The organism is Streptosporangium heterodermiicola, from assembly GCF_051390675.1.
In the GTDB taxonomy this organism is placed as follows: domain Bacteria; phylum Actinomycetota; class Actinomycetes; order Streptosporangiales; family Streptosporangiaceae; genus Streptosporangium.
Genome location: NZ_JBPJSR010000016.1, coordinates 83,585 through 110,353, shown reverse-complemented (window position 1 = coordinate 110,353; position 26,769 = coordinate 83,585). Strand labels below are relative to the sequence as shown.

Below are 26,769 nucleotides of genomic sequence, written 5' to 3'. Positions count from 1 at the left end.
CGCCATGACACACACGCGACACGGGGTGCGCGGCGGGGATCCTCCCGCGGCGCACCGCCCGCCCCTCCCCAGCGGCCCACCCCCCGTACGCGACCGGCCCCCGCGCGGCCGGCGCCGGGTGAGCGGGAGGATCACCACCTTCGCCCTGTTCGCCCTTCCCGGCCTGCTGGCGTACCTGCTGTTCGTCCTGGTGCCGATCGGCATGACGGCGTACTACAGCCTGACCAACCGCAACCCGTTCAACCCGCCGACCAGATGGGTGGGGCTGCGCAACTACGCCGAGCTGCTGGGCGACGCCGAGTTCCTCAAGGCGCTGGCGAACACCGTCGTGGTGACCGTCATCGTGATGGTGCTGGCCAACGTGGGCGGCCTGCTGATCGCGCAGCTGCTCGACCGGCCCACCCGGCTCTACGTCGCGCTGCGGGGGGTGTTCTTCACCCCCGTGGTGCTGAGCTCGGTGGTGGTCAGCGTCATCTGGCAGGTCGTCCTCACCGACGACGGCCTGCTCAACTCCGCGCTGCGCGGCCTGGGCGTCGAGGACCCGCCCGGCTGGCTGTCGGACCCGGGCATCGCGCTCTACACGATCGCGTGGGTCATCACCTGGCAGATGCTCGGCTTCTGCGTGGTGGTCTACCTCGCCGGGCTGCAGGGCGTGCCGCGCGAGCTGCAGGAGGCGGCGGCGATCGACGGGTGCGGCCCGCTGGCCAGGTTCCGCAACGTCACCTGGCCGATGCTCGCCCCGGCGCTCACCATCAACACGGTGATGCTGCTGATCACCGGTTTCAAGGCGTACGACCAGATCCAGGTCATCACCAACGGCGGTCCCGGCACGGGGACCACGACCACCATGGCCTTCCAGGTGGTGCAGACCTCCTTCAACGGCAACCGCGTCGGCTACGGCTCGGCGATGGCCGCGGTGATGCTCGTGCTGGTCGCGTGCGTCTCGGTGCTCGTGCTCCGCGTGCTGCAACGACGTGAGGTGACCCGATGAACGACGTCCGCGTCCCCTGGCTGCGCCCGGTGATCGCCCTGTTCGTCGGCGCGGTGTTCTTCATGCCGCTCTATCTGGTGCTGGTCAACGTCTTCAAGCACGGCGCGGACATCGTGCCCGACCCGGCCGGCCTGCCCTCGCCGCCGACCATGGACAACATCGCCGCCGTCCTGTCGCGGACCGACAACCTGTTCGTGTACGGCCTGGTCAACAGCGTCGCGGTGACGGCGATCTCGATCACCATCCTCACGGTGCTGTCGGCGATGCTCGGCCACTACATCGCCCGGTCCCGGCACCTGCTGGCCAAGGTGGTGATGGTCACGCTGCTGTGCGGCCTGCTCATCCCCTCGCCGGTCATCCTCGCCCCGATCACCATGGTGCTGCGGGCGCTGGGCCTGATGAGCACGGCGCCGGGGCTGATCCTGGTCAATCTCGGCTACTACGTGCCGTTCGGGGTGCTGCTCTTCATGGGGTTCGTGAAGTCGGTCCCCCTGGAGCTGGAGGAGGCCGCCAGGCTCGACGGCGCGAGCACCTTCCGTACCTTCTGGCAGGTGGTCTTCCCGCTGCTGCGCCCGGCCTCGGCGAGCGTCCTGATCTTCCTCGGCGTGTGGATCTGGAACGACTTCCTCACACCGCTCATCGTCCTGGGTCCGGACAGCGGCACCACCGTCACGGTCGGCGTCTACCGGGCGATCGGCGAGCACCAGTCGGACTTCGGCTCGGTCTTCGCCTTCATGTTCCTCGCCACGCTGCCGATCCTCGTCTTCTACCTGGCCCTGCAGAGCAGCTTCGTCAAGGGCCTCACCGGCGGGGCGATCAAGGGCTGAGGAGCCCTCGGACACCCGCCTCGTAAGCGCACGCCCTCCCCCGTCCCGACCACGCAAAGGCTCCGAATGTTGACGATCGGCTCCGTGGAGTCCACCGAGCTCTTCACCGGCTCAGAAGACGATCCGTGCCAGATCCTGCGCGTCCGCACGACCGGGGCCGATCCTTCGGTACGGCTGGACGTGACGGTCACCGGAGGGGCGCGCGGCACGCTCGCCTCGCCGGGGTCCGGGGTCCTGGAGGTGCCGGTGCGTACGGACGCGCCGGTCGGCTCGCGGGTGGAGGTCGCCGTCGAGGTGGCGGCGGGCGACGAGCGGGCGACGGCGTCCGGCACGCTGACCGTGGCGGAGCCCGGCTGGACCGTGCACATGGTGTCGCACTTCCACTACGACCCCGTGTGGTGGAACACCCAGGCCGGGTACACCAGCGAGTGGGACGCCCTGCCCGGGGCCCAGGCCGAGCGGATGAGCTTCCAGTTCACCGGCTTCCACCTGATCGACGCGCATTTGGAGCTGGCCAGGCGCGACCCGGACTACCGTTTCGTGCTCGCCGAGGTCGACTACCTCAAGCCGTACTGGGACACCTTCCCGGAGAACCGCGAGGTCGTCCGGCGGCTCATCGCCGAGGGCCGCCTGGAGATCATGGGCGGCACCTACAACGAGCCGAACACCAACCTGACCGGCGCGGAGACCACGATCCGCAACGCCGTGTACGGCATGGGCTTCCAGCGCGACATCCTCGGCGGCGACCCCGCCACCGCCTGGCAGCTCGACGCGTTCGGGCACGACCCGCAGTTCCCCGGCCTGATGGCCGACGCCGGGCTGACGTCGAGCTCCTGGGCGCGCGGCCCCTTCCACCAGTGGGGGCCCAGCCTGACCATGGGCACGTACGACACCCCGCAGGCGGAGCCCGCGGGCATGCAGTTCCGCAGCGAGTTCGAGTGGATCTCGCCGAGCGGCCGGGGCCTGCTCACCAGCTACATGGCCGCCCACTACAGCGCCGGGTGGTCGATGGACTCCGCGGAGACCCTGCCGGACGCCGAGGAGTCGGTCTACCGGCTGTTCCTGCGGATGAGGACGGTCGCCGCCACCCGCAACGTGCTGCTGCCCGTCGGCACCGACTACAGCCCCCCGAACAAGTGGGTCACCGCGATCCACCGCGACTGGAACGCCCGCTACACCTGGCCCAGGTTCGTGAGCGCGCTGCCCCGCGACTTCTTCTCCGCGGTCACCGCGGAGCTGGCGGCCACCGGCAGGCGGCTGTCGCCGCAGACGCGCGACATGAACCCGATCTATACCGGCAAGGACGTCTCCTACATCGACACCAAGCTCGCGCAGCGGGCCGCCGAGAACCTGCTGCTCGACGCGGAGAAGTTCGCGACCCTGGCCTGCCTGACCGGGGACGCCGCCTATCCGGAGGCCGCGCTGGACAAGGCCTGGCGCCAGCTCGTCTACGGCGCGCACCACGACGCGATCACCGGGACCGAGTCCGACCAGGTCTACCTGGACCTGCTGGCGGGCTGGCGCGAGGCGTTCGACCTGTCGCGGACCGTCCACGACGCCGCGCTGCGGCACCTGTCGGCCCGGGTCGACACCCGGGGCGAGGGGCGCGCCGTCACGGTGTTCAACGCCCTGGCCTGGCCGCGCACCGACGTGGTCCGGGTCACCGTGCCCGCGCCGTTCCACGGTGTCGTGGACGACGCGGGCGAGGCGGTGCCCTCGGTCGTCGAGCACCTCGGGGACGGCGTCGCCGAGGTGGTGTTCGTCGCCACGGGGGTGCCCTCGGTCGGCTACCGCACCTACCGGCTGGCCGCCGGGCCCGGCGGGGAGGTCACACGGTGGCGGCCGGTCGACACGCTCACCATCGCCAACGAGTACCACCGGCTCACCGTCGACCCGGAACGCGGCGGCGGCGTGCGGAGCCTGGTCGACCTGGTCGCCGGGCGCGAGCTGCTCACCCCTGGCGGGCTGGGCAACGAGATCGTGGTGTACGACGAGTACGCCGAGCACCCGGCCTTCCGCGAGGGCCCCTGGCACCTGGTGCCCAACGGCACGTCCACCGGCTCCGCCTCGGCCCCCGCGCACGCGGTCGTCGCCGAGGAGTCACCGGCCGGGCGGCGCGTCACGGTCACCGGGGCGGTCGGGCCGCTCACCTACACCCAGGTCGTCACGCTGTGGCACGGGATCGACCGGGTGGACTGCGTGACCCACGTCGACACCTTCGACGGCGACGACAAGCTGGTACGGCTGCGCTGGCCGTGCGCCGTCGCCGGGGCGCTCCCCGTCTCCGAGGTGGGGCACGCGGTCGTCGGCCGCCCGTTCGCCCACCCCGACGTCGACACCGCCCGGCACCCGTGGACGCTCGACAACCCGGCCTACCAGTGGTTCGGGCTGAGCTCGGCGGCGAGGGTCGCGCTGCGCGACGCCGACGGGGTCTCCGCCGGGCTGCGCGCCATCGGGATCGCCGAGATCGTGGTCCCCGAGGAGGACGACACCGCCGGGCTCGGGCGGGCCCTCGCCGTCGCCCTCGCGCGATCGGGGGTGACCGCGACCTGCTCGTACGCGGGCGGGAACCGGTACGGCCTGCTCGCGTTCGACTCGAACCTGCCGGACGTGCGGATCGCCGTCGGCGGCCCGGAGGAGAACGCGTTCACCTCGGCCGTCCTGGAGGCCGCCGGCGACCGCTACCGCGAGGAGTTCGACCGGCAGCTCGCGACCGGCGGCCGGGCGCTGCTGTGGATCCCGGCGGGCCGGGGCCCGGCCGAGCTGTTCGTGCCCGACGCCGACCTGCGGGCCCCCGCCGACCTGCCGGTGCTCGTCATCGCGGCGCGCGACGTCGAGGAGGCCCTGGCCGGGGTCGTCGCGGACCTGGCCGACTCCCAGATCGAGGTGACACAGCCGCGTGAGCTGTCGGGAGAGGGCTTCCTCGACCACCGCACCGTGGCCGTGCTGAACCGGGGCGTGCCCGGCTTCGCCGTCGACACCGAGGGCCGGATGCACCTTTCGCTCATGCGCTCGTGCACCGGCTGGCCCTCCGGGGTCTGGATCGACCCGCCGAGGCGTACGGCGCCCGACGGCAGCGGCTTCCAGCTCCAGCACTGGAGCCACTCCTTCGACTACGCGCTGGCCGGGGGCCGGGGCGACTGGCGCGACACCGGCCTGGTGGCGAGGGCGCACGACTTCAACCACCCGCTCCGGGCCGTCGTCGAGGACGCGCACCCCGGCTCGCTGCCCGCCTCCGCGTCGCTGCTCTCGGTCGAGCCCCCGGGCGCGGCCGTGCTCGCCGCGTTCAAGGCGGGCGGCAACCCGATCGCGCACGGCGGCGGGCGCCCCGCCGACCCCCGGCGGGGCGTCACCGCGCGGCTGTACGAGCCGCACGGCCGCCACACCGCCCTGCGCCTGAGATCGCACGTCCCGTTCGTCCAGGCGGCCGTCGCCGACATGCTGGAGGTGGAGAGCAGCGCGGCCAAGACGCTGGACGGCGTCCTGCACGGGGAACTCGGCCCCAGCGGCGTCACGACGTACGCCCTGCAACCGCAGGTCCCGGAAGCGTCCCCTTTGGCGCGGCGAGGTGACCTGGGGCCCTCGGCGGAGGTCGCGCAGCCGGTCTTCTCCCGCTACTGGCTTCACAACAGGGGGTCGGCTCCGCTCGGTTACCAGCCGATGAGCGTCAGCCTGCGGCCGTCCGGCGAGCCGGGGGCCGGGTCCCGGCTGCGGGTGACCCTCGCCTCCGACCTCGTCGACACCGACGCCGAAGGCCACGTCGGGATCGCGGTTCCGCCCGGCTGGGACGCCGACCCCGGCGACCGGCCGGTGCTGCTGGGCCCCGGCGGCTGGACCTCCTTCGAGGTGGACGTCACCCCCGCCCCGGACGCCGGTCCGGGACCACATGTGATCGCCGCGCGGCTCACCCACGGCGGCCAGGTCCACGAGGACGTCCTCTTCGTGGACGGGCGCGGCCGTCCGGCACCGGGCGGGCAGGCCGGGCCGCTGGAGGTCGACCTGGCCGGGGAGGGACTGACCCTCGCGCCGGGGCGGAGCGGGCGGCTCACCGCCGTACTGCGCAACCACGCCGGTTTCGACATCAGGGGCGAGGCCCAGGTGATCAGCCCGTGGGGGACGTGGGACGCGGTGCGGACGGCGTCCCACCCTCTCGCGGTCGCGGCGGGCGGCGGCGCGGAACTCCACGTCGACGTGACCGTGCCGCCCGGGACCAGGCCGGGGTCGTGGTGGGTGCTGCTCAAGTGCATGTGGTTCGGCAGGCTCTCGTACTCCCCGGCGGTGCCGCTGCTCGTACGGAACCCCGCATGACCGCCGCCCACACCGGGAGGACACCCGTGACCGGTGCGCACGCCCACGAGACACCCTCGGTCGCCGCCTGGGTCGGGGAGACGCCCGTGACCGTGGCGCGGGTCGAGGAGCGCGTCCGGCTGCTGCGGGCGGGGCCGCGCGGCGCCCTGCTGCCCGCCGACGGCACGACCGAGGGCCGCCAGCTGCGCCGCTGGGCCGTCCAGCTGCTCGTCACCGAGCAGGTCGTCGCCGACGAGGCGGCGCGGCGCGGCCTGACGGCGGCGGCAGCGGCCGGAGGCCCGCCGGTGGAGCTGGACGCCACCGCGCGCCTGGAGCTCGGAAGCGTGCTGGCCGCCGTTCTCGCGGCGGGCCCGCTCGCCCAGGCCCTCTACCGGGAGATGACCGCGGGCGTCACCGTCGGCGACCGCGAGGTGGCCGCCTACTACGCCGCCAACCAGGACAGGTACCGGGGCCGCCCCGCCCGCCTGGTGACCCACCACTACGACGACCGGCCGGTCAACGGCGGCCGAAGTTACCTGGTGCGCCAGGGCGAGTTCGCCGAGGCGGTCGACAGGGCGCTGTTCGCGGCGCCCGAGGACGCCGTCGTGGGCCCGATCGAGCGCCACACCTTCGTCACGGGCCCGCTCCGGGCGGGGACCGTCACGCTCCAGCGGGCCGCCCCTCGGATCAGGGCCGACCTGCTGGAGGCCGCGCGCCGCCGGAGCTTCGCGCTGTGGGCGGACGCGCGGTGCGCGCGGGCCGTCCTCCTGCCGGGCTTCGAGCATCCCGGCGACATCCGGCAACCCGACCACACCCACCGGCACTGACCCTCGCCCACCCCGCCGCCCCGGAGCCCCGGAGCCCCAGAGCCCTGAAGCCCTATCCAACAACCAGTGAGGAGCCGCCGCGGACCCGTACACACCGCCACCGGCCCGACGGCGATGAGCCCCGGGACCAGCAGGAACATCGAGAAAGCCCCCGCACTCCCATGAAAGGGACACCCCCCGTGAGCGGAACAAGGCAACCCCGTCTCAGACACCTCCTCGCCGCCGCGCTGGCCGCCGCGCTCGCGGCCACGCTCGTGACGGCCACCCCGGCCCAGGCCGCGACCCCCTCCCCCGCCCAGCAGTGGACCGAGGTCCAGCAGCTGCTCTCCGGCATCAAGGGCAGATGGACCAACCAGGCGTACACCGGCGCCGTGTCGAACACCATGCCGAGCACCGCCCTGCTGGGCAACGGCGACGTCGGCGTCACCTCCGCCGGAGGTGACGGTTTCAAGACCTTCCACATCACCAAGGGGAACTTCTGGGCGGGCAACCCCAACCCCTCCCTGGTCTCCCTGGGCTCGGTCTCCATCTCCCCCAACGGCGGCACGGGCTCGTCGGGCAACCTCGCGCTGGGCGCCACGGCGACCGCGTCGAGCTCCCACCCGAGCTTCCCGCCGGGCCGGGCCGTCAACGGCGGGTGGGGCTCCGGGTACGAGGGCTGGGTCTCCGAGGTCGGCAAGCCCCAGACCATCACCCTCGACCTCGGCTCCGCCAAGACCTTCACCCGCTACGTCGTCAGGCACGACTCCGCCGCCCGGCCCGCCGAGACGGCGAACAACACCAGGAACTTCACCGTCTCGGTCAGTTCCGACAACGGCACCTGGTCCACCGTGGACACGGTGACCGGCAACACCGGCGCCGTGAGCGACCGGACGATCGCCTCGGTGAGCGCCCGCTACGTGCGGCTGACCGTCACCGAGCCGACCCAGGGCACGACGCCCGACTCCACCGCCAACCCCCGCGCCCGCATCGGCCAGATCGAGCTGTACGGGGCCGGAGGGCCCACCCAGCCGTCCGGGCCGTTCCTTGAGGAGCAGAACATCCTCAAGGGCGAGATCGACACCACGATGACCATCGGCGGCGTACCGGTGGCCATGAAGACCTGGACCGCCGCCAACGACAACCTCGTCGTCACCCAGATCCAGTCGCTCGGCTCCGCCACGGTGCGGCTGAGGGCGCAGACCTCCGCCGGATCGCCCGCCCCCAGGACGGGCTTCACCAACACGGCGGGCGTCTCGGGCAACACGACGTGGGCGACGCGCCAGACCCCCTCGGGGTCGAGGTGGGTCTCCCGGGCCTCCCTCGCCACCCGGCTGGTCGGCGCGAACCCGGTGGGAGCCCCCACCGCCTCGGGCGCGGCGGCGACGACGGTCTTCGACCTGGCGCCCGGTCAGACCGTCCGCGTCGTGACGGCCGTCGCGGGCGGCGGCCAGAACCCGGCGGACCCGGCACCGGCCGCCCGCGCGCTGGCGGACGGCCAGAGCGGCGGCTCGCTCGACACGCTCTACAACGCGCACGTGGAGTGGTGGAAGCAGTACTGGCTCAAGTCGTACGTCGACGTCAACGACGACGTGCTGGAGAGGTTCTACTACGGGTCGCTCTACCTGATCGGCTCCTCCAGCCGCGCGGGCAAGACGGCCCCCGGCCTCTACGGCGTCTGGGCCACCACCGACTCGCCCCAGTTCAGCGGTGACATGCACCTGAACTACAACTGGATGGCCAACTTCTACGGCGTCTACTCCAGCAACAGGACCGACCTCGCCCTGCCGTACTACGACCTGGTGCAGGCCTACCTGCCCGAGGCGAGGCGGCGGGCGCAGCAGGACCTGAGGCGGGTGAAGCCGGACTACGTCAACGCCCGCTTCCCCAGCGGCGGCGTGCCCAGCGGGGTGCTCTTCCCCGTGGGGATCGCGCCCTTCGGCGCGACCGCCGACGACAACTACCACCAGCAGGTGGTCAACTCGCTGTTCACCGTCTCGCAGTACATCGCCTACTACGACTACACCAGGGACCGGACCTTCCTGACCTCGAAGGCGTACCCCTTCATGAAGGAGGTCGCCGCCTTCTTCCAGCACTATCTGGAGTACGACGCCGGGGCGCAGCGCTACAACCTCTACGGCGGGCCGCACGAGGGCACCTGGGGACGCAACTCCAGCGCCGACCTCGGGCTGCTGCGGAACCTGCTGTCGACGCTGATCGACGCGAGCGTGGAGCTCAACGTGGACGCGGGCGACCGGGCCACCTGGACGACCATCCTGCAGCGCCTGGCGCCGATCCCGACCACGACCCACAACGGCAAGCGGGTCTACGCGCTCGCCGACCCGGGCACGCTCAGCGACGGCCGCGCGATCCGGCCGGGCGACAACACCGTCAACCTGGAGTTCGTCCACCCCGGCGAGGCCCTCGGGATCAACTCCCCGGCGGCCGACCGGCAGACCGCGATCGACACGCTCGACGCGATGAACTCCTGGGGCCAGGACAACAGCTTCCCCAAGGTGTTCACCCAGGCCGCGCGGGTGGGCTACCCGGCGCAGAGCCTGATCGACAGGCTCAAGAACGAGATCAGCAACAAGCTGGACCCCAACCTGCGCGTCCGGGACCCCAACCACGGGATCGAGAAGGGCGGGGCGATCGAGGCGGTCAACAACCTGATGCTGCAGAGCGACGGCGGCGTCATGCGGGTGTTCCCCGTCTGGCCGTTGAACAGGAACGCGAGCTTCGTCAAGCTGCGGGAGAAGGACGCCCTGGTCGTCTCCAGCGCCTTCTCCGGCGGGCGCGTGACCTACGTCGACATCACCAGCGAGGCGGGCCGCCAGGTACGCCTGCAGCACCCCTGGCCCGGCCAGACGATCGTGGTCAACCGGGTCGGCGGCGGCACGGTGGCCCACACCGTCAGCGGCAACGTGATCACCTTCCCGACCCAGGCGGGCGCGACGTACACCATCGCGGCCCCGTGACCCCCGCCCTCCCGGGTCGTACGACCTGATCGGCGGCGTGTGACGGGGAGGTCCCGGGTCCCGCCCCCACCCCTGAGCCGGGGCGCGGGACCCGCCACGGGACCTCCCCGTCACGCGGACGGCGGGCGTCTCCTTCCTCCGGCCGGAGGAAGGAGACGCCCGCCGTTCTCACGGGGGAACGGGACGCTTCTCGAAAAGAGCCGCTCTTCGAGAAGGGACGCTCCTCAGGAAGACACGTTTCTCGGGAAGGGACGTTTCTCGGGAAGGGACGCTCAGCAGGTCGCGAGCATGCCCTGCAGGGCGCTCTTCTCCGAGCTCTGCAGCGTCAGCTTCCAGTAGTACTTCACCTGGATCCACGCCCTGGCGTAGGTGCAGTCGAAGCCGCTCAGCGGCGGCTGCCACGTCGAGGGGTCCTGGTCGCCCTTGGCCTGGTTGACGTTGTCGGTGACCGCCCACAGCTCGGGGCCGCCCAGGTCGTTGGCGTAGGACTGGCGCTGCGCGCTGGTCCACGCGTAGGCGCCCGAGCGCCACGCCTCGGCGAGCGGCACCATGTGGTCGATGTCGACGTCGCTCGCGGCGGTCCAGGTGGCGCCGTCGAACGGGGAGTACCAGCGGCCGGAGGTGGCCGCGCAGCTGGAGTCGACGACCACTCCCGTACCGTCCCTCTTGAGCACCGTCTCGCGGGTGTTGCAGGCGCCGCTGATGGTGATCCAGTGGTTGAACAGCGACCGGTTGTAGGAGGACTGGTTGGTCTCCGCGGCGACGGTGAGCGTCGCCAGCCTGCTGGCGGCGGTGGCCGCCGAGGGAATGTTGGGCGGGGTCGCCGACGCGCTTCCCGTCGTCAGGGAAAGGGTGAGGAGAATCGCTGTGAGGGCAGCCGAAACACCGGTGACGACTCGTTTCACGAGTGGCCCCTTCTGTCGCTCCACCTCGGCCAGTCGGGGGGTCTGGGCACGGCGAGAGGAGGACAGACGGAACGTCTCAACTCATGACAAATGCGGAAATGTCATGGTTTGACGACGAGTCAGGACACGCTTGGTCGGATAGTGCCTTGGTTCACGATCGGACCCGTTTGATCTGCGAGGACATGGCGTGCGAAAACGCGCGGATTTCCCTTTTCCCTGCGAACGCGCCGTGAAGATTGAGTAAACGCCGAATCCCCGCGAGGTTCAGCCGGCAGAAAGGGACGCCTCGATGTCGTCGGCACCGGCCAGCGACCCGGCCAGCCGTTCCCGCTCCGCGGCGTCCAGGGGGATCGCGCGGACGCGGGCCAGCAGCTCGCCCGCCCGCTCGCGGTCGGAGAGCGCCAGGGCCATCTCGGCGCGGTAGAGGAGCGCTTCGACGAGGTCCGTGTTCGGCGCGTCCCCGGCTCGCGCCAGCGCGCCGTCGAGGATCTTGGCGGCCTGCCGGGGGTCGCCGTGGGAGTCGCCCATGACGACGGCGTTCCGCAGTGCCGTGGCGAGTTTGCCGGTCGGGGGTTCCTCCTGGATCGCGTCCTTGGACGCGGGGAAGATCCGGATCCAGTTCCCTCCCGGATCGACGATCGTGAACCCGGCGAGGTTGTCGACGTTCTTCCGTTTCCTGGGCCTGGTCATCCGGGGGATCCCGGAGATGAGGAGCTTTCCGTACGTGGATCGCATGCCCTCGGCGAAGGCGCCGAAGAGAGCTCCGGTGTCGGGGACGGTGATGATGCAGGTGCCGTAGGAGTCTTCCGGGTTGAAGCCCGGGATGGCGAAGAAGTGCAGGTGGATGTCCTCCCGCCGCAGGGCGAGGTACGGGTTCGGGCGGAGCTGGTGGTAGGTCCTGGTGAAACCCAGCGCGGTGTAGAACTCCTCGATCTCGTCGATCGATCGGCAGGGCAGTGCCGGCACGGTCGTCTCGTCGGCCATCGCGCTCCTCCGAATATGCAGTAGTCAAATTTTACTACTCTCGGGCCCGAGTGTAGCGGCGGCCAAAGGAGAACGCCTCCCGGATTGTCACACCCCGCCCGGAAACGCCCCCGTACGAAAAGGCGCCGGCACCGCCTCTCAGGACCTGCGCGCGTCCCCTTCCAGGCGTTCGATCAGCCCGCGGGTCCACTCGGCGCCGCTGCCGGAGAAGTGCGTCCAGAGTCGCATGATCTCGGCCGTCGGCTCCCAGTCCCGGGAGTCCGCCTCGTCGGACGACCAGTGGCGGGCGACCTCCGCCCGCCAGCCGTCGAGCGCCGCCAGCCGCTCCCTCAGCAGCGCGACCACCTCTTCCCTGGGCAGGCAGTCGAGGAAACCCACCCCGGCCGTCAGCTCGTCGATCTTCTGGTCGTGCCTGGCCAGGGCCGTGCGCAACATGGCCAGGAACTCCGCGTCACCCTTGTCGGTGAGCTCGTACTCCACGCGCGGCGGCCCGCCCGCGGCGCTCGGCGCCAGCTCGTGGGCGCGCAGCAGCCCCTGCTTGGCCAGCTGCCTGAGCGCGTGGTAGATCGAGCCGGGCTTGGCCGTGGACCACTCGTGCGCGCCCCAGGTCTCCAGGTCGCCGCGCACCTGGTAGCCGTGCGCCCGGCCACGCTCACGGACGGCCCCGAGCACCAGCAGCCGGATGGCCGACACCCTGCCCCCACCTCCGAACGATCGGTGACCGGAGCCTACCGGTCCGGCCCCGCCGGAGGAGCGGGGGGCGCGCTCCCCCCCGGACCGGCAGCCGCGAGGCTCTTGCGCCCCCTCCGCGGCGTCCTCCAGCTCATTCCTCCTTTCCCCTGGTGCTTGCAGCAGGCGGGACGGCTGCCGTACCGTGGAAAGGAAAGCGCTTTCCACCTGGAGGTCGGAGAAAGATGTCCCCCCAAAGCATCGGCGTCGTGATGAACGGTGTCACGGGCCGCATGGGCTACCGCCAGCACCTGGTCCGATCGGTCCTGGCGATCAACGAGCAGGGCGGCGTGACGCTGTCGGACGGCGGGAGGGTTCTGCTCAGGCCGGTGCTGGTGGGCCGGAGCGCGGAGAAGCTGGAGAGGCTGGCGGGCGAGCACGGCATCGCGGACTGGACCACCGACCTCGACACCGCCCTCGCGGACGACACCAACCTGATCTACTTCGACGCCCAGGTCACCCAGGCCCGGGTGAAGGCGGTGCTCGCGGCGATCGAGGCGGGCAAGCACATCTACGCGGAGAAGCCGACCGCCGAGACGTACGGGGACGCGCTGGCGCTGGCCGAGGCCGCGACCGCGCGGGGCGTGAAGAACGGCGTCGTGCAGGACAAGCTCTTCCTGCCGGGCCTGCTCAAGCTCAAGCGCCTGATCGACGGCGGCTTCTTCGGCCGCGTCCTGTCGGTGCGCGGCGAGTTCGGCTACTGGGTGTTCGAGGGCGACTGGCAGGACGCGCAGCGCCCGTCGTGGAACTACCGCACCGAGGACGGCGGCGGCATCGTCCTCGACATGTTCCCGCACTGGGCGTACGTGCTGGAGAACCTGTTCGGCCGGGTCACCTCGGTCTACGCCCAGGCCGTCACCCACATCACCGAGCGGGTGGACGAGCGCCGGGAGAGCTACCGGGCCACCGCCGACGACGCCGCCTACGGGGTGTTCGAGCTGGAGGGCGGGATCATCGCGCAGATCAACTCCTCCTGGAGCGTCAGGGTGAACCGCGACGAGCTGGTGGAGTTCCAGGTGGACGGCACGCACGGCAGTGCCGTCGCGGGCCTGCGCAACTGCCGGATCCAGCACCGCACCACCACTCCCAAGCCGGTCTGGAACCCCGACCTGCCCGCCACCGCCCGCTTCAGGGACGGCTGGCAGGAGGTGCCCGACAACGCGGAGTTCGACAACGGCTTCAAGATCCAGTGGGAGCGGTTCGTCCGCCACGTGGCCGAGGACGCGCCCTTCCCCTACGACTTCGCCTCGGGCGCGCGCGGCGTCCGCCTCGCCGAGCTGGGCCTGCGCTCCTCCGCCGAGGGCCGCCGCCTGCCGGTGGAACCCTGATGACCGCCCTGAGGATCGCGCTGCCCGGCGGGGAGCACACCCTGCGCGAGCCGGTCACCTGGACCAGGCCCGCGGGCCCGGCCGCGAGCCGCGTCGTCTACGCCGCCGCCCACGTGGTCGCCGACCCGCTCGGCGACAACACCCCCGGCTCCCCCGCCGCCGTCGACTGGGACGCCACCCTGCGCTTCAGGAACCACCTGTGGTCGTACGGGCTGCGGGTCGCCGACGCGATGGACACCGCCCAGCGCAACATGGGTCTCGACTGGGCGGCCACCCGGGAGCTGATCCGGCGCAGCGCCACCGAGGCGAAGGCCTTCGGCGACCCGGCGGAGCTGGTGGCCTGCGGCGCGGGCACCGACCAGGCACCGCACGCCCGGACCCTGGACGAGGTCGTGGCGGCCTACGCCGAGCAGATCGAGACCGTGCGGGACGCGGGCGCCGGGGTCATCGTGATGGCGAGCCGCCAGCTGGCCGCGATCGCGCGGGGCCCGGAGGACTACCACCGGGTCTACGGCGAGCTGTTCTCCCGGATCGACCGCCCGGTGATCCTGCACTGGCTGGGCGAGATGTTCGACCCGAACCTGGCGGGCTACTGGGGCTCGCGGGACGTGCCCGAGGCCACCGCGTCGTTCCTGTCCCTGATCCGCGACCACGCGGCGAAGGTGGACGGGGTCAAGGTCTCGCTGCTGGACGCCGGGCACGAGACCGGGCTGCGCGCGGCGCTGCCCGAGGGCGTGCGGCTCTACACCGGCGACGACTTCAACTACCCCTCGCTGATCAGGTCGGGCAGCCACGCCCTCCTGGGGATCTTCGACGCGATCGCCCCCGCCGCCGCCGCGGCCCTGGAGGCGCTCGACGCGGGCGACCTCGGGCGGTACGACGAGATCATGGAGCCCACGGTCCCGCTCTCGCGGAAGATCTTCGAGGCCCCGACGTACAACTACAAGACGGGCATCGTCTTCCTGGCGTGGCTCAACGGCCACCAGGACGCCTTCGCCATGGTCAACGGCGCCCAGGCGGCCCGTTCCCTGCCCCACCTGGCCGAGGTGTTCCGCCTGGCCGATGAGGCCGGGCTGCTGGCCGATCCCGGGCTGGCGGTCTCCCGGATGCGCTCCCTGCTGGCGGTGAACGGCCTGTGAGCGCGCGCACGAGCCGGTTCTCGCTGAACCAGTGGACCACGAAGCGGTGGTCGGTGGCCGAGGCCGTCGACGGGTGCGCGCGGCACGGCGTCGAGGCCATCGGCCTGTGGCGGCAGGACGTCGCCGCGCAGGGCCTGGAGCGGACCGTGAAGCTCGTCGCGGACGCCGGGCTGCGGGTGTCGTCGCTGTGCCGGGGCGGGTTCCTCACCTCCGGCGGCCCCGAGGCCCTGGACGACAACCGCAGGGCGATCGACGAGGCCGCGACGCTGGGCGCCGCCTGCCTGGTCATGGTGGTCGGCGGCCTGCCCGGCGTGGTGCCGGGCGAGCCGCTGGGCACGATCTCCCGCGACCTGCCCGCCGCGCGGGAGCGGGTCGCCGAGGCACTGGCCGTGCTGGCCCCGTACGCGGGCGAGCGCGGGGTGCGGCTCGCCCTCGAACCGCTGCATCCCGTGTACTGCGCCGACCGGGCCGTGCTGTCCACCCTCGGCCAGGCGCTCGACCTGGCCGAGCCGCACCCCGCCGAGCAGGTGGGCGTCGTCGTCGACACCTTCCACGTGTGGTGGGACCCCCGGGTGCTGGAGGAGATCGCCAGGGCCTCGGGCCGGATCGCGAGCTACCAGGTGTGCGACTTCCTGTCGCCGCTCCCCGCCGACGTGCTGCTCGGCCGGGGGATGATGGGCGACGGGGTGATCGACTTCGCGCCGCTGAACCGGGCGGTGGCCGAGGCGGGCTACACGGGGGACATCGAGGTGGAGATCTTCAACGCGGACGTGTGGGCCGCCGACCCCGACGGGATCCTGGCCAGGGTGAAGGCCGCCTTCGCCGAGTTCGTCGGCGATTGACACGCGGTCCCCCGCCACGGTGTCCCGGGGGCGGGGGACCGTTCCAACACGCGGGAAAACGTGTTTGCCCGGCCTGGATTACCGCTTCACGTTGGAGTGACATGGCAGGTACTCGTACGGTAGGGGTATGACGACCGCAGAAAGCGAAGCCAGCCCCGCCGTACAGCGGCCGCCGGAACATGTGATGGCCGTACTGGAAGCGATCAGGGGGTGGGAGGCGGCCAACCCCGACTCGGCCCCCTCCGGCCAGGGAGAGGCGATCCTCTGGGCCCTGGGCAAGCGGGAGCAGGCGCCGATCAGCGGCCGCCCCACCAACGGGTCCCAGCCCACCCTCGCCGACGCGCGCGCCGAGATCGACGCCGCCGAGCGGGTTCCGCGCGAAGGCCGGGTCGTGCCGGCCGACGGGGTCATCAGCACCCTCAACTGGTTGATCGGCGCCAAGGACGGGCTGCCCATCCCCGGCCGCAGGTCCTCGGAGGGCTGGGGACACCTGGTCGGCGGGCGCGGCGTGATCCTGCGCACCGAGGCCGAGATCGCCAGGATCGCCGCGCTGGCCGGCGAGGGCCGGCCCAACGCGTCGGGCGAGTGGGAGAAGGAGTGGTGCTCGGGCACCATCGCCGTGTGCGAGTGGGTCCTCGGCACTCGCCGGAAGTCCCCGGTCCGTAACACGCCCCGCCCCATCCACGGGCCGACCGGCCTCAACCTCGGCATGGAGGAGAGCGCGGCCGAGGACGTGTCCCGGCAGCTCGGCCGGGGGCGCCAGCACTCCCCCGGCTACGGCGACGGGGTCATCAGGACGATTCGCTGGCTGCGCGGGCAGATCATCGTCCCGCCGGTCAACGAGCAGGGAAACCCCGTTCCCGGCATGCGCTGACCCCTCCCCGCCCCCTCCCCCCCTACGACCTACGGCACGAGCGGCCCGGACACCCCTGAGGGTGTCCGGGCCGCTCGTCGTGACGACGTGCCGCGACGGAGGTGGTGTCACCCCAGGCCGCGGGTGCTCTCCCGGAGGATCACCTCTCCGGTCACGGTCTCGGTCCTGGACTCCCCGGACGGGTCGAGGGCCAGCTCCAGCGCGCGGACGCCCATGTCGGCGAGCGGCAGCCGTACGGTGGACAGCGACGGAACCAGGTCCCGCAGGGTGAAGATGTCGTCGAAGCCGGCCACGGAGACGTCCTCGGGGACCCGGATGCCCCGGTCCCTGAAGGCGGCCAGGGCGCCCACCGCCATCACGTCGTTCACGGCGAAGACGCACGTGATCCCGGACAGCCGGGTGGCCGCCTCGTAGCCGCCCTCCCGGTCGAAGGAGCCGTGCAGGACGCGCGGCGCGGGCAGGCCGAGCTCCTTCAGCGCGTCGCCGAACCCCTCCACCCGGTCCCTGGGCGCGATCAGCCAGTCGGGCCCGGCGAGGATCGCGAAGTTGCGGTGCCCCAGCCCGGCCAGAGCACGGGCGAGCTCGGCGGCGCCCAGGCGGTTGTCCGGGACCACCGTGTCGACGCCGAGCAGGTTCTGGCCCACGCAGGCGACCCGGCCCCCCGACTCCCGGTAGTGGTCGAGCTCCGTGCGGAGCCGCCGGGTCAGCTCCGGGTCGGTGACGCGGGAGCCGACGAGCAGCACGGCGCGGACCCGCTGGGCGTTGAGCGTCGAGACGTAGGCGATCTCCCGCTGGGGGTCGCGGTGGGTGGTGCCGATCATGACCATGAGCCCCTGGCTCTCGGCGACCCGCATGGCCCCGTCGGCGATCGCGGCGAAGTAGGGGTCGGTGAGGTCGTGGACGACCAGGCCGATCACGTTGCTGGCCCCCCTGGCGAGGGTCTGCGCGGCCACGTTGGTGCGGTAGCCCAGCTCGGCGGCGGCCAGCTCCACCTTGGCCCGCAGGGAGGCGCCCACCTGCCGGGTGCTGCCGTTGAGCACCCGCGACGCCGTGGCGAGCGAGACGCCCGCCTGCCGGGCGACATCCTCAAGCGTGACCACCGACAACCTCCCGGAAAGCGTTTTCCAAAGTCTGCCAGAGTTATCCCCGCCCCCGCATCCACGACACGGCCCGCGAGGTGGGGCCGTAGACCCGTACGCCCCTGGGGACAACTTACCCACCTCTCGCCCGCCCGGCCGCGCCAAGCGTTGTTACTGACGAGTAGCATGGTGGGGAAGCCATCCAGCAACGAGGAGCGAACCCCGTGCCTTCGTCTCGTGACGTCGTATTCGTCGACGGTGTGCGCACGCCATTCGGCAGGTCGGGCCCCAAGGGCCTGTATGCCGAGACGCGCGCCGACGACCTGGTGATCCGCGTCATCCGCGAGCTGATCCGGCGTAACCCGAATCTGCCTCCCGAGCGCGTCGACGAGGTGGCCATCGCGGCCACCACCCAGATCGGCGACCAGGGCCTCACCCTGGGCCGTTCCGCCGCGATCCTGGCCGGGCTGCCCAAGACCGTGCCCGGCTACTCGATCGACCGCATGTGCGCGGGCGCGATGACCGCGGTGACCTCGGTCGCCGGCGGCATCGCCTTCGGCGCCTACGACGTCGCCATCGCCGGCGGCGTCGAGCACATGGGCCGCCACCCCATGGGCGAGGGCGTCGACCCCAACCCCCGCTTCCTGGCCGAGCAGCTCGTGGACGGCTCCGCTCTCGTCATGGGCATGACCGCCGAGAACCTCCACGACCGCTACCCCTCCATCACGAAGGACCGCGCGGACGCCTTCGCCCTCGCCTCGCAGGAGAAGGTCGCCAAGGCGTACGCCGACGGCAGGATCCAGCCGGACCTGGTCCCGACGGCGATCAGGTCCGCGGAGAAGGGCTGGGGGCTGGCCACCGCCGACGAGGCGCCCCGCCCCGGCACCACGCTGGAGGGCCTCGCCGGGCTGAAGACCCCGTTCCGCCCGCACGGCCGGGTCACCGCGGGCAACGCCTCCGGCATCAACGACGGCGCCACCGGCTGCGTCATGGCCGCCGCCGACGTCGCGGAGGAGCTCGGCCTCACGCCGAAGATGCGCCTGGTCTCGTACGCCTTCGCGGGCGTGGACCCCGAGGTGATGGGCGTCGGGCCGATCCCCTCCACCGAGCGGGCGCTGCGCCTGGCCGGGCTCTCCGTCTCCGACCTGGGGCTGTTCGAGATCAACGAGGCGTTCGCCGTGCAGGTGCTGGCGTTCCTCGAACACTTCGGCGTCGCCGACGACGACCCCCGGGTGAACCCCTACGGCGGCGCCATCGCCTTCGGCCACCCGCTCGCCTCCTCCGGGGTGCGCCTGATGACGCAGCTCGCCCGCGAGTTCGGCGAGCGCCCCGACGTCCGCTACGGCGTGACCACGATGTGCGTGGGCCTGGGCATGGGCGGAACGGTCATCTGGGAGAACCTCGGCTGGGAGGGCGAGAAGTGACGGACACCACAGGCACTACGGACATCACCGGGCTCTTCGCCGACGAGGTCGTCACCAAGGCGGCCGTCCGCGACGTGGAGCTGCCGTACGGGGCGGGCGTCATGGCCCTGATCACGCTGGACAACGGCTTCGACCACACCAAGCCCTCGACGTTCGGCCCCGGCGGGCTGACCTCGCTGGGCGAGGCCCTAGACGCGGTCGCCGGGCGCGGCGACCTGGCGGCGGTGGGCGTCGTCGGCAAGCCGTTCGTCTTCGCCGTCGGCGCCGACCTCAAGGGCGCCGCGCTGGTCTCCGAGCGGGAGCAGGCGCTGCGGATCGGCAGGCTGGGGCACGACGTGTTCCGCCGCCTCGGCGAGCTGGACGTGCCGTCGTTCGCGTTCGTGAACGGCGCGGCGATGGGCGGCGGCCTGGAGGTCGCGCTGCACTGCACGTACCGCACCATCTCCTCCGGCGTGCCCGCCGTGGCGCTGCCCGAGTGCTTCCTCGGCCTGGTCCCCGGCTGGGGCGGCACCCAGCTGCTGCCCCGCCTGATCGGCCCGGCCGCGGCCGTCAAGCTGATCGTCGAGAACCCGCTCGCGCAGAACCGCGTGACCAAGGGCGGGGAGGCGTTCGCGCTCGGTGTCGCCGACGCGATGTTCGAGCCCGCCGACTTCCTGGAGGAGTCGCTGCGCTGGGCCGCCCAGGTGCTGCGCGGTGACGTGACGGTCTCCCGCGCCGACCACACCGGGGACGACACCGGGCAGGACTGGGCCAAGACGGTCGCCGACGCGCGCTTCCTGCTCGACCTGAGGCTGCACGGCGCCTCCCCGGCCCCGTACCGGGCGCTGGAGCTGGTCGAGCTGGCCCGCACCGCCTCGCGCGACGAGGGCTTCGACGCCGAGGACCGGGCGCTGGCCGACCTCCTCATGGGCGACGAGCTCCGCGCCGGCCTGTACTCCTTCGACCTGGTCCAGCGGCGCGCCAAGAGGCCAGCGGGCGCCCCCGACAAGGCGCTCGCCCGCAAGGTCACCAAGGTCGGCGTCGTCGGCGCGGGCCTGATGGCCTCGCAGATGGCGCTGCTGTTCGCCCGCCGCCTGGAGGTCCCGGTCGTGCTGACCGACCTGGACCAGGACCGGCTGGACAGGGGCGTCGGCTACGTCCACGCCGAGGTGGACAAGCTGCTCGGCAAGGGGCGCGTCTCCGCCGACCAGGCCAACCGGCTCAAGGCGCTGGTGACCGGCTCGCTGACCAAGGACGCGTTCGCCGACGCCGACTTCGTCATCGAGGCCGTGTTCGAGGACATGAAGGTGAAGCGGAAGGTGTTCGCCGAGGTGGAGGAGGTCGTCTCCGCCGAGTGCGCGCTGGCCACCAACACCTCCTCGCTCTCGCTGACCGAGATGGCCTCGGGGCTGCGCCACCCGGAGCGCGTGGTGGGCTTCCACTTCTTCAACCCGGTCGCGGTGATGCCGCTGCTGGAGATCGTCCGGGGGGCGCGGACCGACGACGCGACGCTCGCCACGGCCTTCTCCGTCGGCCGGTCGTTGAGGAAGTCGTCCGTGCTGGTCAAGGACGCGCCCGCGTTCGTGGTCAACCGCTTGCTGACGCGCTTCATGGGCGAGGTCATCGGCGCCGTCGACGAGGGCACCCCGCTGGAGGTCGCCGACCACGCGCTGGACGGGCTCGGCCTGCCGATGACCCCGTTCGCGCTGCTGCAGCTCGTCGGCCCCGCCGTGGCGCTGCACGTCGCCGAGACGATGCACGAGGCCTTCCCGGCCCGCTACGGGGTGTCGGAGAACCTCGCGCGGCTGGTCGCGGCGGGCAAGCCGGGTGTCTACGCGCCGGACTTCTCGCTGGACCCCGAGGCGGTGGCCCTCTTCACCGGCGGCACCTCCCCGTCGACGGCGGAGGAGGTACGGCTGCGGGCGCTGCGCGCGCTGGCCGAGGAGATCCGCCTCATGCTGGAGGAGGGCGTGGTCTCGGCTCCCCAGGACATCGACCTGTGCATGATCCTCGGCGCGGGCTGGCCGTTCCACCTGGGCGGCGTCACGCCGTACCTCGACCGGGCGGGCATCGCCGAGCCGCGCTTCCTGCCGCAGGGCGTGGCCTCGGTCCCCGCCTGACGTTCTTCCCGTACGGCTCCCCCGTCCTCTCCTGGCGGGGGAGCCGTACGGCTCTTACCGGGAGTGCTCCGACAGCCTGCTGTGCCGGTAGCCGTACCCGAAGTAGATGAGGATCCCCAGCAGCATCCACGTCACGAACCTGAGCCAGGTCTCCACCGGGAGGTTGAGCATCAGGTAGAGGCAGGCGAGCACCGACAGGACCGGCACCAGCGGCACCAGCGGGGTGTGGAAGGAACGCGGCAGGTCGGGGCGGGTGCGGCGGAGGATGACCACCGCGATCGAGACCACCACGAACGCGAAGAGCGTGCCGATGTTGACCAGCTCGGCGATGGTGGCGAGCGGCACCAGCCCGGCCAGGGCCGCGACGACGACGCCCATCATGATGGTGATGAGGTACGGGGTCCGGTACTTGGGGTGCACCTTGGCCAGCCCGCGCGGCAGCAGGTTGTCGCGGCACATGGCGAACATCACCCGCGACATGCCCATCATGAGGATCATCACGACCGTCGTCAGGCCCGCCAGGGCGCCGACGCTGATCAGCGACGCGGCCCAGGTCTGGCCGACGGCCTTGAACGCGTCGGCCAGCGGCGCCGCCTCGCTGAGCCGACCGTAGGGCTGCATGCCCACGACGACGAGGGAGACCGCGACGTAGAGCACCGTGCAGATGCCGAGCGAGGCCAGGATGCCGATGGGCAGGTCCCGCTGCGGGTCGCGCGTCTCCTCGGCCGCGGTGGCGACCACGTCGAAGCCGATGTAGGCGAAGAACACGATGGCCGCGGCGCTGAAGATACCCAGCGCCCCGAACGCGACCGGGGTGATCCCGAACAGCACCTGGATCAGCGGCGCGGAGAGCCCCTCCACCGCGGGGGTCACCTTCGACGGCGGGACGAACGGGGTGTAGTTGGCGGCCCTGACGAAGAACAGCCCGGCCACGACGACCAGCAGGATGACCGCGAGCTTGATCGTGACGATGACCAGGTTGAACCGGGACGACAGCTTGATCCCGACGACCAGGACCGCGGTGAGGACGAGCACGATCAGCGCGGCGGGCAGGTTGAACACCGCCCCCTCCCCCGCGATCGCGCCCGGCAGTGTTATCCCCAGGGACGCCAGCAGCGAGGTCAGGTATCCCGACCAGCCGACCGCGACGACCGCGGCGCCGAGCATCATCTCCAGCATCAGGTCCCAGCCGATGATCCAGGCGGGGAACTCGCCGAGGGTGGCGAAGGCGAAGGTGTACGCGGACCCCGCCGCCGGGACGGTGGAGGCGAACTCGGCGTAGCAGAGCGCCGCCAGCGCGCAGACGACGCCCGCGACCACGAAGGACAGGGCGACCGCGGGCCCGGCCATCTCCCTGGCGACCCGGCCGGTGAGCACGAAGATGCCGGTGCCGATGACGACGCCGATGCCGAAGACGGTGAGGTCGAGCGCGCTGAGATCCTTGCGCAGCCGGTGTTCCGGTGCCTCGGTATCCGAGATCGACTGCTCCACCGACTTGACGCGCAAGACACTCATGGCCCCTCCTCGACCGCCGGTACTGTGTTTCAGATCACATGCCCAGCGGACAGGCCGCCGAACGGCGAACTCGGGGTTGTTTGGGGGAAGGTCCCCGATGCCGCCCGCCGCCCGCGCCCGCGATCCTGGGGGCATGCTCCTGGACATGCTGCAGTCGTCGTCCCCGTACCTGGTCGGCTCGATACTCCTCGCGGTGCTGGCGTTCGCCGGATCCCTGATACCCGGTGTCGCGGCGATCCTCGTGGCGGGGGCGTCGCTGGCGGATCCCTGGGGCGTCGCGGTGGTGGCGCTCGCCGGGTGCGCGGGGTGCGTCCTGTACGCGACCGGCGGCTGGCTCGTCGGCCGCCGGTACGGATCGCGGCTGCGGCGTGGCAAGGCCGGGCGCCGGATCGGCGAGCGGCGCTGGTCGCGGGCCGAGCGGCTGGCCACGGCGACGGGCGCGGGGAGCGGCACGGCCCTGGCGGCGGCCTTCTTCCTGCCCGTGGTCGGCTCGCTCACCCCGATCGCCGCCGGGGCCCGGAGCGTGCCGTACACGCGTCTCGTCCGCTGGGCCATGGCGGGCGGCGCGGCATGGGTGACCGTCTATCTGTCGCTGGGCGCCCTCGCGGGCGACGCCCTGCGCCAGAACCGGCACCTGCTGGTGCCGATCCTCGTGTGCGTGGCCGTCGTGGTCGCGGGCCTCCTCGTGATCAACCACCGCGCCCGCCCGCCCCGGGAGGGGACGGACACAGGGACGGGCACGGGCGACGCCACCGGCACGGGTGACGTGGACGCGACCGGGAAGATCCTCGGGTAGCCGGGGACGCCGGGGGACGCCGGGGGACGCTGTCAGCGGGTCGGGTGGTTCTCCAGGGCCGGGGAGCGCTTCGCGATCGCCTCGGTGATCTGGCGGGCGATGTCCTGCGAGGTCAGGCCGATCTCGCCGAGGATCTTCGGGCGCTTGGCGTGGTCGAGGAAGCGCTGCGGGATGCCGTAGGTGCGGACCGGGACGTCGACGTCGGCGTCGCGCAGCATGCGGGCCACCGCGTCGCCGACCGCGCCCACCCGGCCGTTGTCCTCGACCACCACGACCAGCTTGTGGGCGCGGGCGGCCGGGACCAGGGCCTCGTCCAGGGGCTTGACCCAGCGCGGGTCCACCACCGTGGCGGAGATGCCCTGGGCGTCGAGCAGGTCCGCGGCCTCCAGGCACAGCTCGGCCATCGGGCCGACGGCCACGAGCAGCACGTCGGGGTCGCCCTCGCGCAGCACGTCCATCTCGCCGAGACGGCCGACCGCCTCGATCTCGGCGGCCACCGCCCCCTTGGGGTAGCGCACGACGGTCGGGCCGTCGTCGATCTCCACGGCCTCGGCCAGCAGCTCGCGCAGGCGGGGCTCGTCGCGGGGGACGGCGACCGACAGGCCGGGGACGACCTGCAGGATCGACAGGTCCCACATGCCGTTGTGGCTGGCGCCGTCGTCGCCGGTGACGCCCGCCCGGTCGAGCACGACCGTGACGGGGAGCCGGTGCAGGGCGACGTCCATCAGGAGCTGGTCGAAGGCCCGGTTGAGGAAGGTGGCGTAGACGGCCACCACCGGGTGCAGGCCGCCGAGCGCCAGACCGGCGGCGCTGGTGAGGGCGTGCTGCTCGGCGATGCCGACGTCGTAGAGGCGGTCGGGGTAGGCCTCGGAGAACGGGATCAGGCCGGTGGGGCCGAGCATCGCGGCGGTGATCGCCACGATGTCGCGCCGCTCGGCGCCCAGGCGCACCATCTCCTGGCCGAAGACGTTGGTCCAGCCGTGCGGCTTCGGCTTCTCCTCACCGGTGAGCGGGTCGAAGACGCCCGGCGAGTGGAAACAGTCCTCGTCGTGGTTCTCCGCCGGGGAGTAGCCGAAGCCCTTCTTGGTGAGCACGTGCACGATGACCGGGCGGCGGAAGTCGCGGGCCCTGCGCAGCGCGGCCTCCACGGCCTGCTCGTCGTGGCCGTCGACCAGCCCGATGTACTTCAGGCCGAGGTCCTCGAACATGACCTGCGGGGCGAGGACGTCCTTGAGGCCCTTCTTGACGCCGTGCAGGGCGTCGTAGACGGGGGAGCCGACGACCGGGACCCTGGTCAGGTTGCCCTTGACGAAGTCGAGCACGTCCTCGTAGCGCTGGTTCGTGCGCAGGGAGGCCAGGTGGGAGGCGAGCCCTCCGATGGTCGGCGAGTAGGAGCGGCCGTTGTCGTTGACCACGATGATCAGCGGCAGGTCCTTGCGCGCCGCGATGTTGTTGAGCGCCTCCCAGGCCATGCCGCCGGTGAGCGCGCCGTCCCCGATCACCGCGACGACCGTGCGGCCGGCCTCCCCCTTCAGCCGGTACGCCTTGGCCAGGCCGTCGGCGTACGACAGCGCGGTCGAGGCGTGGGAGTTCTCGATGATGTCGTGCTCGGACTCGGCCTGGCTCGGGTAGCCCGACAGGCCACCCTCCTGGCGGAGCGTGCCGAAACGCCCGGCCCGGCCGGTGAGCATCTTGTGGACGTAGGCCTGGTGGCCGGTGTCCCACAGGATGCGGTCGTGTGGCGAGTCGAAGACCCGGTGCATCGCGATCGTCAACTCGACGACGCCGAGGTTGGGGCCGAGGTGACCACCGCTGCGGGCGGTGGAGGCGATCAGGAGGTCCCTGATCTCGGCGGCGAGGACCGGTAGCTCGTCCACCGCCAGGCGCTTGAGGTCCCCTGGCCCCTTGACCGACTCCAGAAGATTTCCAGGCTGCCCGGTCCGCTCGCTCACGGAATCATCCTCTCTGTCCAGTCAACGTCACGACGAGTCTAGTTGCGATGGGAGACGCAACCTCCGGGGGCGGGGATTCTGCACGTTTTATCCACACTTGCAATAACCTTTGCCCCACCATGAAAACTCTCCCCTTTAGGCAACTGTCGTCTCTTGTTGCCGCCTCGTTGACGTTTGCGCTGGTGACGGGCCTGAGCCCGGCCGGCGCCTCCGCCTCACCGACCATCGCGCCCTCCGCCTCGCAGCAGGTCGCGCCGGTCACCGGGACGGCGCCGGGCACGAACACCTCCACCACCGGGGAGCAGGCGCCCCCGCGCGGCCGGGCCGCCGCCACGGCCAGCCCCCTCTACCGCACCGGCACCCTGCCCACCATGCGCTGCCAGGCCGGACAGATCCGCGCGGGGAGCGCGGCCTCCTACCGTGCCTTCGTCACCAAGCTCGTCCGCTGCCTGAACCTGGCCTGGAAGACCCAGTTCAGGAAGACCAACCTGGCGTTCTCCCACCCCAAGCTGCGCTTCTCCACCATCAAGGTGACCACCCCCTGCGGGAAGTGGCCCAGCAGCGCCGGGGGGCTGTACTGCTCCAGCAACCGCACCATCTACATCGGTGTCACGCGTGAGGTCCTGAAGAACGCCCACCCGGCCAACCACGCCCAGTTCATCGCCCACGAGTACGGCCACCACGTGCAGCGCCTCGCGGGCATCATGGACTACTACGGCCGCAGCATCTGGCGGGCCTCCTCGTCCACCAAGCTGGCCTTCTCCCGCCGCCTCGAACTGCAGGCCGACTGCCTGGCCTCCGCCTTCCTGCGCCAGGCCGCCGACGACCTGCCGGTCGAGCAGGCGCAGTGGGAGGCGATGGTCAGCTGGGTCAACGACAACGGGCACAAGAACTGGCCCAAGAACGACCACGGCAAGGGCCGCAGCCAGGCCTACTGGATGGAGCGCGGCTTCGACGCGGGCTCCCCGTCCGGCTGCAACACCTGGTCGGCCCCCTCCGGCCGCGTCGCCTGAGTCACCTGACCGGCCGATCTCCGTTTTCCACGACCACCCGCCGCCGTCCCCAGGACGCGCGGCGGGTGGTCGTTTTTTCCACCCGGTGTAAGCCCTGTCCTCCGGAGGGTACCCATCTCCCCGCCCGCCCGGCCCGGACGATCTCCCCGGGAAACGCGAACACGGGTGGCGACGATCTCGTGACAGCCGGTAACCTGGCGA

At 71.9% G+C, this 26,769-nt stretch carries 19 protein-coding genes; 13 read left to right on the top strand and 6 right to left on the bottom strand.

Going from position 1 to position 26,769, the window contains the following annotated elements; genetic code table 11:
- The first annotated feature begins 4 nt into the window (after window positions 1-4).
- From ACSC1Q_RS30245 to ACSC1Q_RS30225, 5 genes are all read left to right on the top strand, one after another.
- On the top strand, window positions 5-991 hold the full coding sequence (locus ACSC1Q_RS30245) for a carbohydrate ABC transporter permease (RefSeq protein ID WP_436762086.1): 987 nt from the start codon (window positions 5-7) through the stop codon (window positions 989-991).
- Window positions 988-1,818, top strand: coding sequence for a carbohydrate ABC transporter permease (locus ACSC1Q_RS30240; protein WP_436762085.1), 831 nt, complete (start codon window positions 988-990; stop codon window positions 1,816-1,818). Before ACSC1Q_RS30245 ends, ACSC1Q_RS30240 begins: the two co-directional genes overlap by 4 nt.
- A gap of 84 nt (window positions 1,819-1,902) precedes the next feature.
- Window positions 1,903-6,126, top strand: coding sequence for a glycoside hydrolase family 38 N-terminal domain-containing protein (locus ACSC1Q_RS30235; RefSeq protein ID WP_436762084.1), 4,224 nt, complete (start codon window positions 1,903-1,905; stop codon window positions 6,124-6,126).
- A complete protein-coding gene (locus ACSC1Q_RS30230) occupies window positions 6,123-6,932 on the top strand; it encodes a DUF7158 domain-containing protein (protein WP_436762083.1) in 810 nt (269 codons plus the stop codon). The genes ACSC1Q_RS30235 and ACSC1Q_RS30230 overlap by 4 nt, the downstream gene beginning before the upstream one ends.
- 179 nt (window positions 6,933-7,111) lie before the next feature.
- Entirely contained in the window at window positions 7,112-9,889 is a 2,778-nt protein-coding gene (locus ACSC1Q_RS30225; protein ID WP_436762082.1) for a discoidin domain-containing protein, read from the top strand.
- A gap of 272 nt (window positions 9,890-10,161) precedes the next feature.
- Here the strand turns inward: ACSC1Q_RS30225 and ACSC1Q_RS30220 are convergent, their stop codons facing one another.
- The 3 genes from ACSC1Q_RS30220 to ACSC1Q_RS30210 form a co-directional block, all read right to left on the bottom strand.
- Window positions 10,162-10,794: an HNH endonuclease family protein gene (locus ACSC1Q_RS30220; protein WP_436762081.1), complete on the bottom strand. Its 633-nt coding sequence runs from the start codon at window positions 10,792-10,794 to the stop codon at window positions 10,162-10,164.
- Between the two features lie 264 nt (window positions 10,795-11,058).
- A complete protein-coding gene (locus ACSC1Q_RS30215; RefSeq protein ID WP_436762080.1) occupies window positions 11,059-11,778 on the bottom strand; it encodes a DUF8817 family protein in 720 nt (239 codons plus the stop codon).
- A 138-nt stretch (window positions 11,779-11,916) separates the two neighbouring features.
- Entirely contained in the window at window positions 11,917-12,471 is a 555-nt protein-coding gene (locus ACSC1Q_RS30210) for a PadR family transcriptional regulator (protein ID WP_436762079.1), read from the bottom strand.
- A 221-nt stretch (window positions 12,472-12,692) separates the two neighbouring features.
- Here ACSC1Q_RS30210 and ACSC1Q_RS30205 point away from each other — a divergent pair, with 221 nt between their 5' ends.
- From ACSC1Q_RS30205 to ACSC1Q_RS30190, 4 genes are all read left to right on the top strand, one after another.
- The gene (locus ACSC1Q_RS30205; protein ID WP_436762078.1) at window positions 12,693-13,835 is read left to right on the top strand and encodes a Gfo/Idh/MocA family protein; all 1,143 of its coding nucleotides are present in this window, start codon (window positions 12,693-12,695) and stop codon (window positions 13,833-13,835) included.
- Complete coding sequence (locus ACSC1Q_RS30200) at window positions 13,835-14,974, top strand: dihydrodipicolinate synthase family protein (protein ID WP_436762077.1); 1,140 nt, start codon at window positions 13,835-13,837, stop codon at window positions 14,972-14,974. The genes ACSC1Q_RS30205 and ACSC1Q_RS30200 overlap by 1 nt, the downstream gene beginning before the upstream one ends.
- Window positions 14,971-15,816 (top strand): sugar phosphate isomerase/epimerase family protein, encoded by an 846-nt coding sequence (locus ACSC1Q_RS30195; protein WP_436762076.1) that lies wholly within the window; start codon window positions 14,971-14,973, stop codon window positions 15,814-15,816. The genes ACSC1Q_RS30200 and ACSC1Q_RS30195 overlap by 4 nt, the downstream gene beginning before the upstream one ends.
- Before the next feature lie 127 nt (window positions 15,817-15,943).
- On the top strand, window positions 15,944-16,690 hold the full coding sequence (locus tag ACSC1Q_RS30190) for a hypothetical protein (RefSeq protein ID WP_436762075.1): 747 nt from the start codon (window positions 15,944-15,946) through the stop codon (window positions 16,688-16,690).
- Between the two features lie 107 nt (window positions 16,691-16,797).
- Here ACSC1Q_RS30190 and ACSC1Q_RS30185 read toward each other — a convergent pair whose 3' ends face one another.
- Window positions 16,798-17,790 carry a LacI family DNA-binding transcriptional regulator gene (locus ACSC1Q_RS30185; protein ID WP_436762074.1) on the bottom strand — a complete coding sequence of 331 codons (993 nt, stop codon included), beginning with the start codon at window positions 17,788-17,790 and terminating at the stop codon, window positions 16,798-16,800.
- A gap of 203 nt (window positions 17,791-17,993) precedes the next feature.
- Between ACSC1Q_RS30185 and ACSC1Q_RS30180 the strand changes: the two genes are divergently transcribed.
- Window positions 17,994-19,193 (top strand): thiolase family protein, encoded by a 1,200-nt coding sequence (locus tag ACSC1Q_RS30180; protein WP_436762073.1) that lies wholly within the window; start codon window positions 17,994-17,996, stop codon window positions 19,191-19,193.
- Complete coding sequence (locus ACSC1Q_RS30175; RefSeq protein WP_436762072.1) at window positions 19,190-21,292, top strand: 3-hydroxyacyl-CoA dehydrogenase NAD-binding domain-containing protein; 2,103 nt, start codon at window positions 19,190-19,192, stop codon at window positions 21,290-21,292. Before ACSC1Q_RS30180 ends, ACSC1Q_RS30175 begins: the two co-directional genes overlap by 4 nt.
- A gap of 54 nt (window positions 21,293-21,346) precedes the next feature.
- Here the strand turns inward: ACSC1Q_RS30175 and ACSC1Q_RS30170 are convergent, their stop codons facing one another.
- Complete coding sequence (locus ACSC1Q_RS30170; RefSeq protein WP_436762071.1) at window positions 21,347-22,807, bottom strand: amino acid permease; 1,461 nt, start codon at window positions 22,805-22,807, stop codon at window positions 21,347-21,349.
- Window positions 22,808-22,940: 133 nt separating this feature from the next.
- Between ACSC1Q_RS30170 and ACSC1Q_RS30165 the strand changes: the two genes are divergently transcribed.
- Window positions 22,941-23,603: a DedA family protein gene (locus tag ACSC1Q_RS30165; protein ID WP_436762070.1), complete on the top strand. Its 663-nt coding sequence runs from the start codon at window positions 22,941-22,943 to the stop codon at window positions 23,601-23,603.
- Window positions 23,604-23,635: 32 nt separating this feature from the next.
- Here ACSC1Q_RS30165 and dxs read toward each other — a convergent pair whose 3' ends face one another.
- Window positions 23,636-25,555: a 1-deoxy-D-xylulose-5-phosphate synthase gene (gene dxs / locus ACSC1Q_RS30160; RefSeq protein WP_436762069.1), complete on the bottom strand. Its 1,920-nt coding sequence runs from the start codon at window positions 25,553-25,555 to the stop codon at window positions 23,636-23,638.
- Window positions 25,556-25,737: 182 nt separating this feature from the next.
- Here dxs and ACSC1Q_RS30155 point away from each other — a divergent pair, with 182 nt between their 5' ends.
- The gene (locus ACSC1Q_RS30155; protein WP_436762068.1) at window positions 25,738-26,568 is read left to right on the top strand and encodes a neutral zinc metallopeptidase; all 831 of its coding nucleotides are present in this window, start codon (window positions 25,738-25,740) and stop codon (window positions 26,566-26,568) included.
- The last annotated feature ends 201 nt before the right edge of the window (window positions 26,569-26,769 follow it).